At 33.5% G+C, this 19,284-nt stretch carries 9 protein-coding genes; 1 reads left to right on the forward strand and 8 read right to left on the reverse strand.

What is annotated here, in order from left to right; genetic code table 11:
* Positions 1-1,621: 1,621 nt before the first annotated feature.
* Together aspS and RINTHH_RS07500 are read right to left on the reverse strand one after the other, a co-directional pair.
* Positions 1,622-3,409: an aspartate--tRNA ligase gene (gene aspS, locus RINTHH_RS07495; RefSeq protein WP_008234966.1), complete on the reverse strand. Its 1,788-nt coding sequence runs from the start codon at positions 3,407-3,409 to the stop codon at positions 1,622-1,624.
* Between the two features lie 1,569 nt (positions 3,410-4,978).
* Positions 4,979-5,845, reverse strand: a complete 867-nt coding sequence (locus RINTHH_RS07500) for a M48 family metalloprotease (RefSeq protein WP_008234968.1) — start codon at positions 5,843-5,845, stop codon at positions 4,979-4,981.
* Between the two features lie 460 nt (positions 5,846-6,305).
* Between RINTHH_RS07500 and RINTHH_RS07505 the strand changes: the two genes are divergently transcribed.
* The gene (locus RINTHH_RS07505) at positions 6,306-7,913 is read left to right on the forward strand and encodes a cation:proton antiporter domain-containing protein (RefSeq protein WP_044304870.1); all 1,608 of its coding nucleotides are present in this window, start codon (positions 6,306-6,308) and stop codon (positions 7,911-7,913) included.
* Positions 7,914-10,139: 2,226 nt separating this feature from the next.
* Here RINTHH_RS07505 and RINTHH_RS07510 read toward each other — a convergent pair.
* The 6 genes from RINTHH_RS07510 to panB all read right to left on the reverse strand — a co-directional run bounded on the left by RINTHH_RS07510 (position 10,140) and on the right by panB (position 17,338).
* The gene (locus tag RINTHH_RS07510) at positions 10,140-11,498 is read right to left on the reverse strand and encodes an aromatic ring-hydroxylating dioxygenase subunit alpha (protein ID WP_231291175.1); all 1,359 of its coding nucleotides are present in this window, start codon (positions 11,496-11,498) and stop codon (positions 10,140-10,142) included.
* Positions 11,499-12,695: 1,197 nt separating this feature from the next.
* Positions 12,696-13,766 (reverse strand): ABC transporter ATP-binding protein, encoded by a 1,071-nt coding sequence (locus RINTHH_RS07515; RefSeq protein ID WP_044304871.1) that lies wholly within the window; start codon positions 13,764-13,766, stop codon positions 12,696-12,698.
* A gap of 29 nt (positions 13,767-13,795) precedes the next feature.
* A complete protein-coding gene (locus tag RINTHH_RS07520) occupies positions 13,796-14,212 on the reverse strand; it encodes an ABC transporter permease (protein WP_331270895.1) in 417 nt (138 codons plus the stop codon).
* A complete protein-coding gene (locus tag RINTHH_RS07525; protein WP_008234981.1) occupies positions 14,203-15,378 on the reverse strand; it encodes an ABC transporter permease in 1,176 nt (391 codons plus the stop codon). Before RINTHH_RS07525 ends, RINTHH_RS07520 begins: the two co-directional genes overlap by 10 nt.
* A gap of 3 nt (positions 15,379-15,381) precedes the next feature.
* Positions 15,382-16,356 (reverse strand): iron ABC transporter substrate-binding protein, encoded by a 975-nt coding sequence (locus RINTHH_RS07530; protein ID WP_008234982.1) that lies wholly within the window; start codon positions 16,354-16,356, stop codon positions 15,382-15,384.
* Between the two features lie 214 nt (positions 16,357-16,570).
* Positions 16,571-17,338 (reverse strand): 3-methyl-2-oxobutanoate hydroxymethyltransferase, encoded by a 768-nt coding sequence (gene panB / locus RINTHH_RS07535; protein WP_008234983.1) that lies wholly within the window; start codon positions 17,336-17,338, stop codon positions 16,571-16,573.
* Positions 17,339-19,284: the final 1,946 nt, after the last annotated feature.

Here is a 19,284-nt window from a genome sequence, read left to right on the forward strand (position 1 = left end):
ATATAACTGAAAGGAATAGATTTATTTAAGGCAAGCTATAATTTATATAGCCTAATACTATGAGACTTAGAAATACTTGTATTTTGAATATACAAGAAAAATTTTGTATCCTTAATAACCTCTATTATCAAAAGTTTTTATTTATATAAATACTTCTAATGTTAGATAAGTAGCCATTAAAACCATAGATAACTACTAGTAAATAAAATTAGCATATGTTCTTTTAATAAATACTAATTTTATTATAAAAAATCTATTTTTAATGATTACTACTAAAAATCTATTTGCTTGATTTATATTATTTGTTAACTCAACGTTATATTTATCCAAAAATTCTAAATACTAACAGTCTTAGTATCACTTAACTTGATAACATAGTCATCGATATCAAAAATGCTGAATAATCGACTTACCAGTACAATAAATAAACACTGATATATCATTCCAAAGAAAATTATTAATAATTGCTATCTACACCACAAATATTATGCTTATAGTTATTTCCAAACTGAGTAATTTACGGAATTATTATGATAAGCCCATCCCTGTGTAAATATAACTATAACCTACCAAACTAAATCTAATCAGCCTGCCAGTATACTCTACGGGAAAGATATAAACGAACTAGATGTTACAGATAATCTGAAATTTACTATTACTTTCTTCTCACTAATACTCTTGAAAAGTATAGTCTTAGGGCACTTCTCAAATCCAGAATATTCTCCCTTCGACAACAACTTCAATCAATATTTTGTCATTGATGGGACTTAATACATGAATTATGATCCACTGGATAATTACTGCAGCATAGGAAAAAGCTAATTATTGGGTTAGAAACACGACCAACTACTACCTGGTAGAATAATGAATTCTAGAGTTTTAGGAATATGGATTACAAAATATCTACAATTATATTCTAGTTAACAAAATGTTCATTTTATACATGGTGAATAGCTACTATTAAATCTGCTACCTATTTTAGGTATACTGAAATCCGTATCAATTACACTTGATAGTTTCTCTCTTGATACTTGCCAACTACAGATTGTTATCGTATGTATTTTTCAATATTATTCAATTTATCCTATTATAGTATTATTTTTTACGATAAAAAGCCGTATTAAATTCATACCTAATTAAGTTTATATTATCCTAATGCACAGGCTGTTAAAATAATGAATAATGCTATTAATACATAGTACCAACTGTAAGTGAAGGTATATGGTTTTACTATATATTTAGTTTATTTTATATTTCCTTACTTAGTCCAATTCTTGAATCAATATTCCTCAGTTTAAACCTTATTAAGTTTCGGGTAAAATTTAGATGCAAAGATACCCAGTTTGAAATTCTATATCTTCCACAATTTAATTTATTGCTTGGGAACAATGGTAATCCACACAGGATAAAATATTAATTCCACTTTATTTGAATCATTCTACTAGAAACTGTTTGCAATATCTTAAAATAGGTACTGGTTATAGAAATCTCTATTTATCTGACTATTTTAAGTATTATTATACTTGAGTTATAACAACAGAAAATTGGGGACAATTATTTATCTATCTTGATACTTAATCCTACAAAATAAGGACTATTATTTTGTAGGATTAAGTTTGTTTTAGAAACCGGGCTTATAAGTGGAAATAACTTGTAATTCTCTTAGTCTCTTTTCATCGATACTAGCAGGTGCATTTGTCAATAAACATCTTGCCTGTTGTGTTTTTGGAAAGGCAATAACGTCACGGATTGATTCTTCTTCTGCTAGGAGCATAACTAATCTATCAAGACCATAAGCAATACCACCATGTGGTGGAGTTCCATACTCAAGTGCTTCTAGAAGAAAACCAAATTTACTATTTGCTTCTTCTGGGGAAAGTCCAATTTCACCAAATACTTTTTCTTGAATTTCCCGTTGATGAATACGCAAGCTACCACCTCCTATTTCAAAACCATTTATAATTAGATCATATGCCTGAGCACGAGCTGTTTTAAGATTGATAATATCGTCAGGGCAAGGGGCGGTAAATGGATGATGTAGAGCTTCAAGACGTTTTTCATCAGAATTCCATTTAAACATAGGGAAGTCTGTAATCCACAGTAGATTATTTTGATTTGGCTTTATTAATTGCAATTCCCTAGCCATAAATTGCCGTAATCTATCTAGGATTTTGTTAACAGTAGCATCATCACCTGCTGCAAAAAGCAATAAATATCCAGGTTTAGCTCCAGTGCAATTGAGTACTTCTTGTTTTTGTTCTGATGTGAGGTTATCTTTGATAGCACTAATGGCATCTATTTCTCCATTTTCTCGTACGCGGATAAATGCTAGTCCCTTCGCACCTGCTTCACAAGATTCCTTAAATATATCCCCACCGGGTTTAATACGAACATTAGAAATGGTATGATTCCCATTAGGGATTGGGAGAACCTTTACAATGCCGCCATTAATGATTGCTTCCCTAAAGACCTTGAAACCACAGTCTTTGAGAATATCGGAGACATCCACCAATTCTAAACTATACCTTGTATCTGGTTTATCCGTACCATAACATTCCATGGCTTCAACATAAGTAAGGCGTGGAAAAGGGGTTAAGATATTAATTCCTTTGATGCTTTTAAAAATATGAGCAACTAACTGTTCATTCAAAGTAATAATTTCTTCTAGAGACATGAAACTCATTTCCATGTCTAGTTGGGTAAATTCTGGTTGTCTATCAGATCTTAAATCTTCATCCCGAAAACAACGAGCAATCTGATAATAGCGATCACACCCAGCTGCCATAAGCAACTGTTTGAAAAGTTGAGGCGATTGGGGTAAAGCAAACCATTCACCAGAATTGACGCGACTGGGTAAAATATAGTCTCTTGCACCCTCAGGGGTAGAACGGGTTAGCATAGGGGTTTCCACCTCAATAAAGTTTTCCTGGTTCTCTAGGAAACAACGTATAGCTTTTACTACTTGGTGGCGAATTTGCAGATTACTTGCCATCCGACTACGTCTTACATCGAGGTAACGATACTTAAGTCTTAGTTCTTCTCTTACGGGATCAGTTTCAGCAGTAGAAACTTGGAACGGTAAGTTTTTAAATACACCATTAATTAATTTAATTTGCTCGGCATAAATTTCTACTTCCCCCGTGGGTATGCGTTGATTAAGAGATTCCTTAGGACGTTGTGTAACCTTACCTTGGATTTCCACAACACATTCATTACGAAGGGAATTAGCTAATTCACAAGAATCAGGGGTGTGTTGAGGATCGCTTACAATTTGAACAATACCGGAGCGATCACGTAAATCTAAAAATATCACACCCCCATGATCACGGCGACGGTCTACCCAGCCGTATAAGGTAACAGGTTCTCCAATATGTGCAGTTCGGATTTCGCCGCAATAGTAAGTTCGCATAGGAATTATTTCTTAATATTATAGGTAATCAAAGCCGCTTAGACAGGAAGTAAATGTCAAAGCCTTTTTATTATCTAGCATCATTAGTACTTATCGTAATTTCCAATCACTAAAATCTTAAATAAATTAGTCAATTTATATATCCTACATAATGCCTAACAGGTTAAATTTTAGGGTTTTGGAAAATTACCCAGGGTTTAAATTAAAATTCCATAACTCTATTTATCCGTACAGATTAGAACAAATTATGAAAAATTTGAAACTTCATGAATCACTATCAATGATCATTAAACATCATTCAAAATTCTCAGTTCGATTACGATAAACAGCTGCAGATCCACTCGCCCAAAAGCCTTTCATAAACAACTTATGATTGATTAAAATCTAGACTTTCATTATTTTATTTTTGAGTTAATTTACTTCAATACCTTTGTTTTTTTATGGGGGGCAGAGAGGTAGTATTTTGATATTTTTGGATCTCGAAAAATCCTAAACCAGCGCCAATACTAATATCATCAGGTACATTCGCTTAGGTATATTTTCATTATTTATCAGAAAGAAGAATTCAGCTTTTATTTTTCTGAGTATTGAAGCCTGATGCTCAAACCCATTAATATACTACCTACCACCGCAAATTAATACAGTACGCTAATAATAGCATACTGTATTAATTTGCTTCGTGTTACTATGTCTGCTAATCTCTAAATTTAGTGTTAGCTTGATTAATTATCATTTATATCAAATGTAATCCCTAAACAATGAAATATTAGGCAAAATATGAAGCAAAGCCCAGTTAAGAATATGTCGGCATTGAAAAAAAGGTAATTGCTGTTTATGGTAAGTACATAAAATTGATAATATTAGAGTTACAAAGACTATTCTATTGAACTAGGTGATTCCCAATATCTGTTTTCTCTAAATAGATGTTTGATCTTGTTTAGTAATATGGCTTATAATTTCGATTCTTATTTCCTATTCCTTAATATACTTAGTTATTCTTTCACGATTCTAATTTCTCAATTTGAAAGAAACCATTTTGATTAAGCTATTTGCCATATACTAGGTAAAACAACCGCGGCAGTGATTTGCCATTATTGTTTCTTTCCTAGAAGGATTTTAATGTTAAGGCTTACTAGGGTGATTTGAGTAGTAACTGTAGGCATTTGACTGAATATTATATTTCTTAAATAATAGAATTTTAGTTTTATTTTATCTCTTACCTAATTAATCTTTAATATATGTTAAAAATAATTAAATTCAATCAAATAATTTGCTTCAATTGCTTCTCCTTTTTGCACTACCATATCTAAGTAAGTTTAATAAAAAAATAAACCTCAAATTGAGGAGGTATTTCAATCGCATCAATGAATTCTTTTATTCCACCTTTCACTTAATCATTCCCATCACCGATTTGTACTTTTGAATGTCCTTGCATTTAGGAAAAAATCTGCAATTGGTTATCATTTCTTCCTTTTGCTAGTCATCATTTTCAGATATCCTAATTCAAACTTAAAATTTGCAATTCAATTTTTCGATTCTTGCAAGATATTGTCTTTATCTATCTGGCATTTAATAATTTGTTTCCATGAGTTGTTCCATTTCCAGTAATGCATTTACTCTTTCTTCGGTAGGCGGATGACTAGAAAATAAATTTCCTAAAAATCTACTTGAAAGAGAATTAATAATTAACAAGTGTCCAAAAGCTGGATTTGCACTGATTGGCATTTGCTTCGCTGTTCCTTCTAAACATAGTAAGGCTTGAGCCAAAGCACGAGGATTACCAGTTAATTTCGCCGCACCGGCATCAGCCGAAAACTCTCGTGTCTGGGATATAGCAGACTGAATAATTGTTGCTGCTAGAGGTGTTAAAATTGCTGTTGCAACAATCCCTATAGGATTAGCGCTGCGATTATCATCACGGGAAAAACTACCAAACCACATACTATAAGTTAGCATCTGTCCTAGATGGGAAATGGTACCAGCAATAGTAGCAGCGACTGCTTGGATAAGGGTATCACGGTTGTCAATATGAGTTAATTCATGGGCAATTACACCTTCTAATTCTTCTTCTGTAAGAATTTGCATAATGCCTTCAGTAACGGCAACTGCAGAATGTTCTGGATCTCTTCCAGTAGCAAAAGCGTTAGCATTTTGACTGGGAACCACATATATACTAGGCATGGGTAAATTTGCTCTCTGGGATAATCTATCCACCATGTCATAGAGTCTTGGTAGATCTTCGGGGGATACTTCGCGGGCCCGGTAAACTCCCAAGGCAATTTTATCTGATTGATACCAAGCAAATAAGTTAGTTCCTGCTGCTAATATTAGTCCAAGGATGAAGCCACTGTTACCCCTAACTATGAAATTACTAATTGTAATTAAAAGACCACTAAGAGTCGCAAGTAGGACAGCTGTTTTAAATTGATTTGTCATTTTTTATTCTCCTGCTTATGCTGTTTAAATTACTGATATAAGTTCGCCAAATAATAAACACTATTATTTGAGCTAAACTTTTGTTGTATGAACTATAAAGCTAAGTATTAATAAACAAGTAAAAATCCGATTTACAATTAGGATTAATAACTGATTCAGTTATTAATCCTAATTGTGATGTTTCTCTGATATCGTAGATTATCATTGGCATAATCCTACTATTATCCCAGCATTATTAAGTAAAAAATATTAAATTTATTACCTTACTGAATCAATTTTCAATAAATCTAATTGGATATTATAATGCAAAGTAAAAATCGATAAAGCTTGATATGAAAAAATTATTCTTGGAATATAAATTTTTTATACTGAATTTATTATTAGTTTTAAGACCATAGTTTTAATTTCCAAATCTATACTTATAAAACATCTATATTTTAGTAGTACTGCCCGCTTTCAAATGTTAATTAGTGTAATGTGGATTTTAGTTGCAGGGTTCTTAGGGGGTGAAGTTGCCAGGTATTTTAGGGCTCCACCTTTAATCGGCATGATTTTAGTGGGAATTGTTATAGGGCCCCAGATGGCTAATTTGTTGAGTGTAGATGTGCTAAACATTGCCAATGAACTGAGGACCATCGCAGTGGTGATTATCCTTATGAAGGCAGGTTTGAGCTTGGATAGAGAAAAACTGGCTAAACAGAGTACAGTGGCATTGCGTTTAGGATTTTTACCTGCAATAGGGGAAGTACTTATAATCGCAATTGCAGCAATGTTGATATTTGATTTTGACGTACTTACGGGATTATTATTGGGTTGTGTAATTGGAGCTGAGTCCCCTGCAGTAATTGTTCCGGAAATGCTACGGCTCAAAACTTTAGGTTTGGGTGTTGCGAAGGGAATACCAGATGCAATTTTAACAGGTAGTATCCTCTCCGATGTATTGTTGTTACTGGTATTTAACCTACTGATGAGTCTCTTGGGTAAGGAATATATACAGAGTATTACTTTACCTGGGGGATTAACTTTTACTGTAATTCAGTTACTACCACTACAGATTATCTTACAAATATTATTAGGTTTGGTTTTTAGTTATTTTGCTACCCTTTTATTAGTTTATATCTTGGCAAAGCCAAACCTAACACAAAATGTGGTTAAAGAGATTTTGTTTACTATCTGTTCATCCCTATTGATGGTAAATTGCAGCCAATATTTTTCTGGTTATTTAGCAACTATGTCAATGGGATTTTTTTTAACTGAACTTAATGCACCATTAGCAAGAAGATTACGCGATGGTTTTAAATCTCTATGGATAGTTGCAGAGATAATCTTATTTGTTTTGATGGGAGCAACAATTCAGCTACAAGCACTAAAAAATATATTTTTACCCAGTATATTCATTTTAGCAGTAGGTTTGTTGTTTGGCCGCTCTATTGGTTGTTATCTTTCTACTTGGGGAAGTAATTGGAACTGGCAGGAAAAACTATTTTTGTTACCAGGAAATTCTGCTAAAGCCACTATACAAGCAACCATTGGCACAATCCCTCTCAGTCAAGGGATTGCAGGGGGGGAAATTATTTTAGCAGTGGCTACTTTATCTATTTTAATTACTGCACCTTTAGGAGCCTGGGCAACTAATGCCTTTGCTCCTAAACTATTGCAAAAGGGAGAAGTAGACCTAACAAAAGTTAATGTTGCCAGCCATACTTTATTATTGGCTGCAGTCGATAGTTCCCCTTTAGCTATGAAGGTATTGAAAAAAGCAGGGGATTTAGCTAGACAAACAAATGGAAAAGCAATTATTTTATATGTGATTACTATTCATGATGAATATTCACCAGAAGCCCTGAAAGTTCAAACTCATCATTTTTTGTCTGATATCCAATGCGAATTTATAACTACTACAGGAAATATACCTGAAGAAATTATTAAAACTGCTAATAAATATGGAGCTACTGATGTTATTTTAGGGAAGCGTAGAAGCAACCCATGTGGAGGAAGAGTAAGACTTGGCTCAGTTTCTAAAACTGTGTTAGAAACTAGTTCTATTCCTGTAATTTTAGTGGAATAATGATTATTTTTTTGCTGTTAGGGAAAGCTGTTAGCAAATCATGATAATGTCAAGTTTTTCTATAATGATATATACTTGTACAAGTTTTTTAAAAGTAAATTGTTAAATTTGCAGGCACTTACAGCAACTTAATTAATGCAAACAAATGCATTAATTAAATTAACATCATCCTCTATAAATTGCTGCCTTGGGATAAATCTTTAGTATATTAACTTGGGGAAATGGATGTAATACCTAGATTTGATCACATGATAATTATGTACAGTAAATAGATGAAAAATTAGAAGTAAAATATCCTCATCAAGCAAAGCATCACCACAAATTTAGGAATCTAATTATTTATACTCAGGGATAAATTTTCAGTGTATATAAGAAAATAAGAATAGTAGAAATCATATAATCATTGATGTCTTCAAAAAACTCAAATTTTAGTAATGATAAATTGAGGATATTAATTTTTCTTTTTATTATGTTCTTATAGACAATTTGTAAGCATCGCGCCTACGAATGATTAAAAAAATATTGGATTGCATATATGGCAACGCTAAGTATTACTACTATGACGGTTTTTATGCTGGTGTCTTAAATTCTAAAAAGTCACAGTTATGATGTAGTTTATGTTACTACCAGTGATTTTATACAGTGAAACATATTATTTCATTAAAAATTTTTCAAAGGATACGATTATTTGAGTTAAATTATTTATAATTTCTATAGTAACTAGCACATGGTACTAAACCTAATAAATCTTCAAAAGAAGAGATCATTTGTGGTAATTTATAACGTATCACTAGCTTATTTTAACGCTTAGTTCACAATAATTTTTACTATGAGTAAGAATTCTAATCACTAGCAATGCAATAGTTGCCTATATAAGAATATAGTTCAAAAATCAAAAATATGACTAGTCATATTTCTACAAATTAATGATTGTTTGAGATGACCCTTTTGTTTTTCTGATCGGATACAAAAATGGAAGGAGTTCTAGCTAGTATGGAATCTTTAACGGTATTAAGACAGGTCATCAATTTGCTATGGATTTCTCTATTAGTAGAAGTTTGATTCTGTTGTTGGTGGCAGCTGGTGGTTGGCCTTTGCTAGGAAAGATATTATGATTTATATCAAAGCTTAAATTAATTGATAGTAGATGTCTCCTATGAACTGAGTAGTCCTATTGCTTTAATTAAAACCAATGTACAGGTAGCATTAATAGATTTGGATTTCGCATGAATATCAGGAAGTTATTCTGCCTAATATCGGCGACAGTGAAAGTTAGTAGAGAGATTAAACAAATGTCTAGGAATTTTAGTGAACTATTTACTGCTTTTAATACATCAAGATAGTGATAGTTCAAGTAAGAAGTCTATCCCATTTACTATGAGTACTTTGCTAATAGAAGTATTAGAAGAGCAATAATTACTTGCTAAGGAAAAGCGCATTTATCTTAACTTTACAACTGATTGATTCCCCATTTTCAATTCAGGGATTAGAATTATTAGTCAGGTAATTTACCTTTAAAAGTAATTAGGACTATATAGTTCAGCTATTTACTAATTAAATTAGTAAATAGCTGAACTATAATCTTGATGGAGTTAAAGTGACTGTGGAGCTGGAACCGTTATATTCAAAGAATTAGGTCTCTAGGCTGCAGAAGAGCCGTAAATAATTACAAATCAAAATGAGAGATGTAAATGCTAGCATTTCTGCTGGAGCATTATCCAAATTATTTAATTACTTTTATCTTTGTTACTCAAAATAAGAACATTTTTTAGGAACATATTTACAGAGAATATCACTAGTTCTGGATTAGTATCAGCAAGCATCTAAGCTATTATGGAAAATAATCACAGACTAATACAAGGAAAAAAATAATATTGGTGAGAATTATAATTTTAAAGTCATATTGATATAAGGATAAGGATGCTAGATGAGAATGAGGAATAAGTAGAGGCTATTCAGCCATATCATTCGATGGAATTTTACTGATTTTTACCAATACGTGTTTTGTGTAAATCACTTACCAAGGATATATTACTTGTACTTAGAGCTAAAACTCTTAGCTTTGTTCCCCTCGTTTAATTCATGATAATCAAGAGATTTGCAATTAGTTATTCTCCTAAAACAAAGTACAGAGTTCATATTCTGATTATTAAGGTTACATAATTAAGCATTTTACTTGTTCTTTGATTACCCTAGCTCGGAAAACTAACTGCTTGTATAATGTCATTAGTTTTCTTTTAGATTGCGTGGAGGTTTGTTTTCTCCTCGATAAAATTTTTGTTCTAAATTTACCAAATATAACCAGGCTACTACACCAATGATCATAAATATATAATAAGCAATCATAGGTATGATATTCCTAGTAGACATCAATACTGGCATTAAAGCCCAAATAAAAACAATAACTACAGCTATTCCCATTCTTGCTCGCTTCAAATTGGTTAGAGCTGTACGACAAATCCTACATTTTTCTGTGTGGGAATTATATCTATCCAACAAAACTTCTTTGGGCAATGCAGGTGACAGATTTTTTCCAGCAAAAGGGTTAATGCTGTATTCTTTTACCCAAGTGTGAAGCTGCAAGACAAATAAATCAGCTTTGGTGGGTAAATAAAATGCCTTGGAAAAATTACTACTACCCCCTTGTGCTTCTAAATACCGTTCCTGATGATGAAGGAAAATTTGGTCGTCTTCCAAAATTAGATTTTGTTTAATATGGGAATACCAACGGGGAGTTAACTTTAACAATATCATTGGTATTTTAGAGGAAAATTTGAAGGGGAAACGAGCAAATAAACGACATTCACCTTTACGAATAGGGGTGGCATAAACCACTGTCAATGTCCGACCAAATTTACTGGAAGTAAGATCATGCCACATCAATCCTGGGGCAATAAAAGTGGTATTTTGTTTACCTAAGGTACCCCGACGTGGGCCCTCTTGCCAAACTCCTTTAAAACCCCATTCACCTGAGTCTACCACTTCTAACTCTACCGGGGATACATTGGCTCGGTTACCCACTGTACGATGATGGGTGTAGGGAATATGACTGGAGTCAAGAACATTTTCCATTAATGTCAAGGCACCATAAGGTAGATCCCGAAATGTATCCAAATAAACCCAACTATTTGGTTCTAACTCAAGGGGTTCAATGATGGGAATCTTACTCATGGCTGCATTCTTAGGATCACCAGGATAGACAAATAATAAGCCCTGTCTCACGGAAGTTGGGAAAGACTTTACACAGGTGCGTTTAGAATTTTCAGGCTTACTTCCTGGATGTTTTTGGGGTATAGATTTACAAGTTCCATCCCCGGAGAAAGACCACCCATGGTAAGGACATTCTAAATATCCCTGATTATTTATTCTACCTTCAGAAAGAGACACTAGACGGTGAGGACACTGGTCTAAGAATACTCGCCAATCTGACTGTTTTTTGTACCACCAGATAACTATATCTTGCTCTAATAAAGTAAAGCGAGTTAATTGAGACTTGTCTAAATCTTTTATGTAAGCAATGGGATACCAAACTTCTTGCCAGTCAAAGCATTCTGAAACAGTTGTACTAGTAGAAAATGTTTCCATTACTATATTGTGAACTAGTGTAAGTTTACAAGACACTGCCATAAATGTCTGGATCTTTAAGGAGTCATTACAATGTGACTGATTCTACAACTAGAAAAGTCAAAAATGAGATAGATATGGAAAATTGATATATTTTGGAGCGAGTATCAGAATTATGAATTTGCCAGGCTGACTTTAAGTTGCCCTTTCCTCTGAATCTTATTTATTTTTTTATCGGTAGGGTTATTAACTCTATGCTGATTTTTTAATCATATTTGAAAAATAAGATATTTACCTTATTATTTTGGGGACACTGCGTTTGTGTTTAATAAGTACCACAATAAATTTACTTATTAGGGTTATGGTGTAGAGCCCTAAGTAATTTGGATTTGGAGCGTTGTTCAAACAGTATAAATATTTATCTATTAATGAAAACATACTATGCTAACAATAATTTCCAAGTAATTTATGGCATGGTACCATTTCATTTATAAGATTCTTGTGAATATAAAATTCTCGTAAATACTAACTACTGCCAGTATTAGGTTGGATTATGTTAGTTATCAACAGCAAATAACAACTAATATAAAAATAAAAATTATATAAAATAAGGTATAAATTCTCTAATCAAAGCTAACCATATTAAGTTTCATGCCCCTAGTTTTTAGTAATCATACTTTTATTATTCCCAAGACCCCAGCAGCTGGGGTCTTGGGTTGTTCAATTTTTGTGCTCTCTTAGTTAGTAGTAGCAATTTGGTATCCCCTTTTGTTTTGATGTTCAGACTCCACTATTGTAATTTTGCATATGATATAGAATCCGGATGATGTCATAAGTGAACTTAACTTTTTAACACTGCCAATTGTAAATAGTAGGTTTAAAAAAATTAAAACCTACTATTTACAATTGGCAGTCACATTTTCAAAATGGTGTGTTAAGGCTTCTACTACTCCAATATTGATTGTACTAATAACGGAGAAAGACCGGATTGCTAGATGATGAAATATGAACGGTAAATTTTCAGTAGCTTGTACTCTCTAAATTATGTAGTTTTATTAGATAAAATACATTTTTCCTTCTCACTATATTTTATATAATGATGTCTTACAAGACCTTCATCTCCTGGGATTGATAGCTGATATATCACAAGATGATGTTTTCATTTTATTCTTCTGTAGTCCACAGATAATTGAGTTTTTAAGTCAATTTGGTAAAAATCTAGGTTGTGCCTACTACAGGAAAAAGTCTGATTTTATTTCCTGAGATCAGTAAATTAACTCTTGTACCAATAGGTAATAAGGTATTTAGCATAGTTCTTACATGCAATTCATTTCCAGAAGGAGTTTGCAAGCAATACTGATACTCTCGTCCTAGAAATCGTCTCGTACGAATTACAATCTCAGAATTATTTGTAGGTTCTAAAATGATATCCTCTTGTCGAATCATTATTTCACCACTATCATGAATGTCTGCTTCCACCGATGTATTCTTCTTGTTACACTCAAAACACCCAAACTCTGTAGACCACATATTACCTTGACGATATGCTGGTAGAAAATTGGCTTGGGTAACAAATCCTGCAACGAATCGGGATATAGGATGATTATAAATTTCTTCTGGTGTTCCTAATTGTTCTAAGTGTCCTTTATGCATTACACCAACAAAATCAGATATTACTAAGGCTTCTTCTTGATCATGGGTCACAAAAACTGCCGAGATGCCAGCACCTTTGAGGATATCTCTAATTTCTTCCCGTAGTTGCAACCTGACTTGAATATCAAGATGACTCAAAGGTTCATCTAATAACATTAACTTGGGTTGAGGGGCTAAAGCACGAGCAAGAGCAACTCTTTGCTGTTGCCCTCCGGAAAGTTCATGTGGGTAGCGTTTTTCAAACCCCTTTAATTCTACTAGAGTCAGAACTTCATTCACACGTATTTTTGCCATGTTTTTAGGTTGCTTTTTTAAGCCAAACGCTACATTCTCAGCTATTGTCAAGTGGGGGAATAAGGCATATTCTTGAAAAACAATGCCCAAACCCCTCTGCTCTGGGGGAATAAAAACAGAAGGTCCATAAACTAATCGATTTGAAATTTCTACTTTTCCATCCCCTGGTTGTTCAAAACCAGCAATTATTCTCAGTAGAGTTGTCTTACCACAACCCGAGGGGCCAAGCAAACCCAAAATATCCCCCTTATGTAATTGCAGAGTCATATCATCAACTGCAGGCGAGGGGCTATGTGAAAACTGCTTTGTGATGTGATGTAAATTTAAGACTACTGGCTTCATATTTAATTTGCCTGTACAAACCGATATACCTATATTCTATTTTCAACTTTTTCCTGAGATAAAATCAGTAGTGTTAAGCCTATCGAGACTAGGAGCATTGCCAGAGAACCTGCCGCTGCACCAGCAAAATCTACATTCTCTGTTGCTTGCCAAATTTCAATGGCTAGAGTATCAAAGCCAATGGGAGATAACAACATGGTAGCTGGTAGTTCCTTGATAGTGGCCATCAATACTAGTACTGCCCCATTTATAATCCCAGGTTTTGCTAGGGGTAAGGTAACTTCTTTTATGGTTTGCCATGGTGATCTACCTAAACCGTATGCTGATTCTTCCAAGCAGGGATTTATTTGTAGGAGAGAATTACGTATACTGCCTAAAGACTGGGGCAAAAATAGAACCAAATATGCAAACAAAAGTATAGGAAGAGTTTGATATATTACTGGCAAATAATTTGCACCAAAAAAACTAAAGATAGGGCAATTGTAATCCCCGGCACTCCAAATCCAATATAGGAGCAGCGCTCAATAACAGCAGTCATTTTACTGGGAAATCTAACTGCAAGGATAGCAATAGGTAGTGAAAATACTGTAGTAACTATGGCTGCTAATAATGCCACTCCTACGGAATTGAGTATTGTGGGTAATAAATTGGGGAATGAGTAGTCGGTAATCAAACCGCGTATAAGCCAAAATAGAGTGACACCAACAGGCAGAAATACACTAAAAGTAGCAATTAAGAAACAAAAGCCAACTGCTGTCCATTTCCATATACCCAACTTTATTAATGGGATAGGACGTAGAGATCCAGAACCCCTACTATAGTACGTAGCACGTGATCGAACCCGAAACTCTATATATAAAATTATCAACACCAGGGTGACTAACATCAAAGCTAATACAGCAGCGGAATTACGGTTAAAACTGGCTGTATATTGAATAAAGATTACCCTAGTAAAAGTATCAAACTGCATTAGAGAAGGCGTACCAAAATCCCGAAGAGAATATAAGGCAACTAACAAACTTCCTGCGATTAGTGAGGGCCTCAACTGGGGTAAAATTACCTTCATAAAGTGTTCCCTTCTAGTGTACCCTAGACTTCTGGAAGCTTCCTCCAAGGATGGATCAATTCCTTGTAAACCAGAACGGATGCTTATAAATACATAAGGATAAGCAAATAAGGTAATTGCCAATACTGATCCTGGCAACCCATAAATCGAAGGTAACTCTTCTAACCCTAAGGGAGCCAGTAATATCTGCAAAAAACTCCCTTTAGGGGCAAAGGCAGCAAGTAGGGTAAAGCTACCCACATAACTAGGGACAGCCAAAGGTAATATGGCGGTCATTAACCAAAACTTCCGTCCTGGGAGATCTGTAAGTACAGTTAGAAATGCTAGTGGGATCGCAATAATGGTAGAAAATACTGCTACCATCCCTGCCATCACTACACTATTAGCTAAAACAGATAAATGTCGGAAGCTGGAGACCAAAGCAAATAAGTCTCTGGAATCCATACCCAAACTGCGGATTATTAAATATAACAGGGGTAAAGTAATAGCGATTGCAACCACTGCCCCTGTTAAAGTGAGAAATAATGGAGGGCGAAGCGCTTTCAATTCCTACAATACCCCTGCTTGTTGTAGTAATTCAAGTGTTGTTCCCAAGTCTGATAGGTTGCTAAGATTTATACTGGGAGGGTTTAGTTGTTCTAAGGGGATTTGTTTAGCAAAAGTACCAGCTCCTAATGCTAAAGGATACTCATAAGTTTTTTGAGCAAAGTAATCTTGTGATGCTGGTTTTAGCAAATAATAAATCAATGCTTCCACGTCCTTTTGCTGGTCGGTGGTTTTCATAATTGCCACCCCTGCAACATTTACCATAGCTCCTGGACATTGACGTGTATAGTGATGTTCTACAGGAAAATCGGGACTATTTTCTTTGAAGCGTTCTAAGTAATAGTGGTTTACTAGTCCTAAATGAATTTCTCCCCTTCCCAAAGCATTAATAATAGGAGTATTTTTGGAGTATCTTTTTACCCCATTGGCCCTCATAGCACGTAACCATTGTAGAGTTTTCTGTTTTCCTTCTAATACAGTCATCCCCGTGATAAATGATTGGAATGATCCATTGGTAGGAGCCCAACCCACTTTATCTCGCCATTGTGGTTTTGTTAACTCCCAAATCGAGTTTGGTAAATCTTTTTTATTGACTAGCTTGGTATTGTAGTCAATTGTTCTTACTCTCCCAGAAATACCCAACCAACGTCCTCTAGGAGAACGAAAACGATAATTAACCTTATTTAACAACTTTGATGGAATCTTAAGAGCAAGGTGTTTTTGTTCCACCACTCCCAGGGCTCCAGCATCTTGGGCAATAAATAGGTCAACACGACTATTTTTACCTTCTTCTAAAAGAGCTGCTGCCAACTGAGCAGTTTTACCATAACGTATTTTAATATCAAGACCCAAATCACGTTTAGCTTTTTCAATTAAAGGCCCAATTAATTTTTCATTTCTACCAGAGTAAATAGTTAGTGTTTTTGCTTGGGTACCATTTGCCAGACCCATAATAATGCCAATAGTGCAAACTAGCATACCAACTGATATTTTCTTTAATGACGCTGCTCTCACTCTTGTCAACTCCACAATCTTTCAAAGAAGCTTTCCTAATAGAACATTATTCCGAACAGTATCACCAATACATATAATTAATCAATAATATTTCTCAAATCCTTTGAGAAATATTATTGATTAATTATATGTATTCAAGGCTAATTATTTTTTGCTTATGAACATTTGAATATTTAAATTAAAGCCTACCTTCTCGAGCTTCCATTACATATTCTTCTATAGCTTTGGTGATTAATTGACGTAAATTCGTGTAGACCTTAGCAAAAGGTGGTTGTTTTTCTGAAAGACCTAAAATATCAGAGGTAACTAGAATATAACCATCACAGTCTTTCCCTGCACCAATACTGAACGTGGGGATGCTAAGTTTCTGGGTAATTTTTGATCCCAAGCTACTTGGTATATGTTCTAACACAATGGAAAAAACTCCCGCTTTTTCTAAAGTAAGGGCTTCTTGTAAAATTCTGTCGCCATCAGCTTCCGTTCTCCCCTGCTGGCATAAACCTATATGGTGAATAGACTGTGGTGTTAAACCTACATGACCCATTACTGGAATTCCAGCTTGTACTAATCTGGTTATAGTCTCAACTAAAAATGGATAAGCACCTTCCAACTTTACAGCTTGTGCTCCTGTTTCTTTAAGAACCCTACCTGCTGAATTGATAGCTTGTTGAGTACTTTCTTGATACGTTAGAAACGGTAAATCTACCACTAATAATGCCTTCGAGACCCCGCGTTGTACGGCTTTAGCATGGTGTATAATTTCATCCAAAGTCAGAGGTAGGGTATTCTTGTACCCTAATATAACTGACATAGAATCACCAACTAAAATTAAATCCACTCCAGCAGCATCTAGAAGTTTGGCAATCACATAATCCCAGGCTGTCAAAGCCACAATTAAGCGTCCTTCTTGTTTCCATTGAATTAATTGTTTAGTAGTAATGGGCATTGCAATTTTGGATTTTAGATTGGGTACTGAAGATAGCGATACTAATTACTCAACTTTCGTAACTCCTAACCGAACAGCATAGGCAAAAGTAAATAGGGTCTTACCTGCTATTTTAAATCAATCAAAACAAACCCTTGGTCGTGAAAATCTAGACTTTGTTACCAACATTAGGAGCTAATACTAATACTTTACTAGAAAAAATAACCAGTGATTTCTCAAAAGTAAAATAACTTTTGAAATTTTAGTCTTAGCAAATGATTACTAGTACTGGCTCATAAGTTAAAAGATTGATCAAATTGAACTTTATATTCTCTTGATGTACTCATAAACCTTAAGAAATGAAAAATTTGTCTGATTGATAGCTTTAATATCTCTGGTATAAAAGTATGTGAATACTTACGCCCAAATTACTTACTCTAACTTATGTATCTTACTTATAAGTGAGCTTTAATTTCAATAAAGTTCATATTGTTCAATAAACTTCAGAATAATAATTTGAGTTATTTATTAAAATCTATAACTATAATTAGTCTCACATGCTTATATGCTATTTGGTGAGAGTTTGTTGTATAGAGTATATTATCAATCCTAATGACCTGGAGTAGTGTAATATTGGTGCAATTAACACATTCGAAATAGTATTACAAAGATATAAAATAAAATTTATCAAGGAAGAAATATGAAAATACTGAAATACCAACTTGGTCTACGGATAAACAAGAAATTTATGGTGGTTATAGATCTGCATTGTAAAACAACAGAAATAATGCTACCAGTCTATTTACTGCTAAGATAGAGGAAAAACAATAATAAAAAATTGGACGTGTTGCGATAAGCTAAATATAGCCAAAAGGATAATAAGGGTATCGAAAAGTAACTTAAATAAAACCTAGATGAGTACGTAAGTTTGAAACCTCAATACTTGCGCTTTTAGAGGCTTTGAATAAAAAAATAATTTGTAAACCAATTAGAACAGTATTAAATTACAAGTATACTTTTCATTTGTAATTTCTGTGACATAAAGTAAACAGCAGAACAGCCAAAGAAATACTGTGATATTAGAAATTATATCTATTCTATCCTACAAGTATTTTTCGAATAGACAAGCGTTTATACAAATTCTTCCTAAAATAACAATAAATTTGATGCAAGCAAGATATATAAAATTGAATTGGTGAGTAAAGGCTAGTAACTACCCATGAGAAAATAAATTGGGCAGTGATTATAGCTATTTGCTTTTCTATCAATTAGACTAAAATATAAAATCAACCTGGTCAGACATTTGCATGTATTAAGCACAAGATTTTATAAAGAATATGAAACACTAATGATGGATTTATATAAATATTGATTTTTCATAATTAATTCACAAATTTATGAAGTTCAATAGTACAGATATTATACTGATAAGTCTCTTCAATTTTTACAAATATGAAGTCTAACAGTATTAGTACTACTACTTGATAACATCCAGAAAAACTACTTGAGGATAATTCTTTCTTTTACTCAAAAATATTCTATAATTAACAGCCATAAAAGAATTTATATAGTAGTTATTATTTAATAGAATGGTTTCAAGATGTTGTCAATTTAACTGATAGTCACAGTAGTTTTTTCATCAAACTACCCGGATAATAATTAGTTACACTACTTCAACTCCTCCTTTGATTCCTAATACTTAGACTTGAATCCTTACATTTTTTAAATTTAATTCCTAACCAAAGCATATGAAAGTCTAACTTTAAATTTGACAAAATTAGCTCTTACTATTAGGTGCATTTGAGACCATCGCTTTACAAACGATGGGCAAGATATTTTAGATAGGAAAGCTAATATCCTTATACTAGGCAAAATCCTACATTCAAAACATTGTGTATAATTATCACTACTTTGAGATTCATTAATGCCATAAGTCTAAGATTTTCAAAATATTAACTTTTAGTATT

The sequence above is a fragment of the Richelia intracellularis HH01 genome (assembly GCF_000350105.1).
GTDB lineage: Bacteria > Cyanobacteriota > Cyanobacteriia > Cyanobacteriales > Nostocaceae > Richelia > Richelia intracellularis.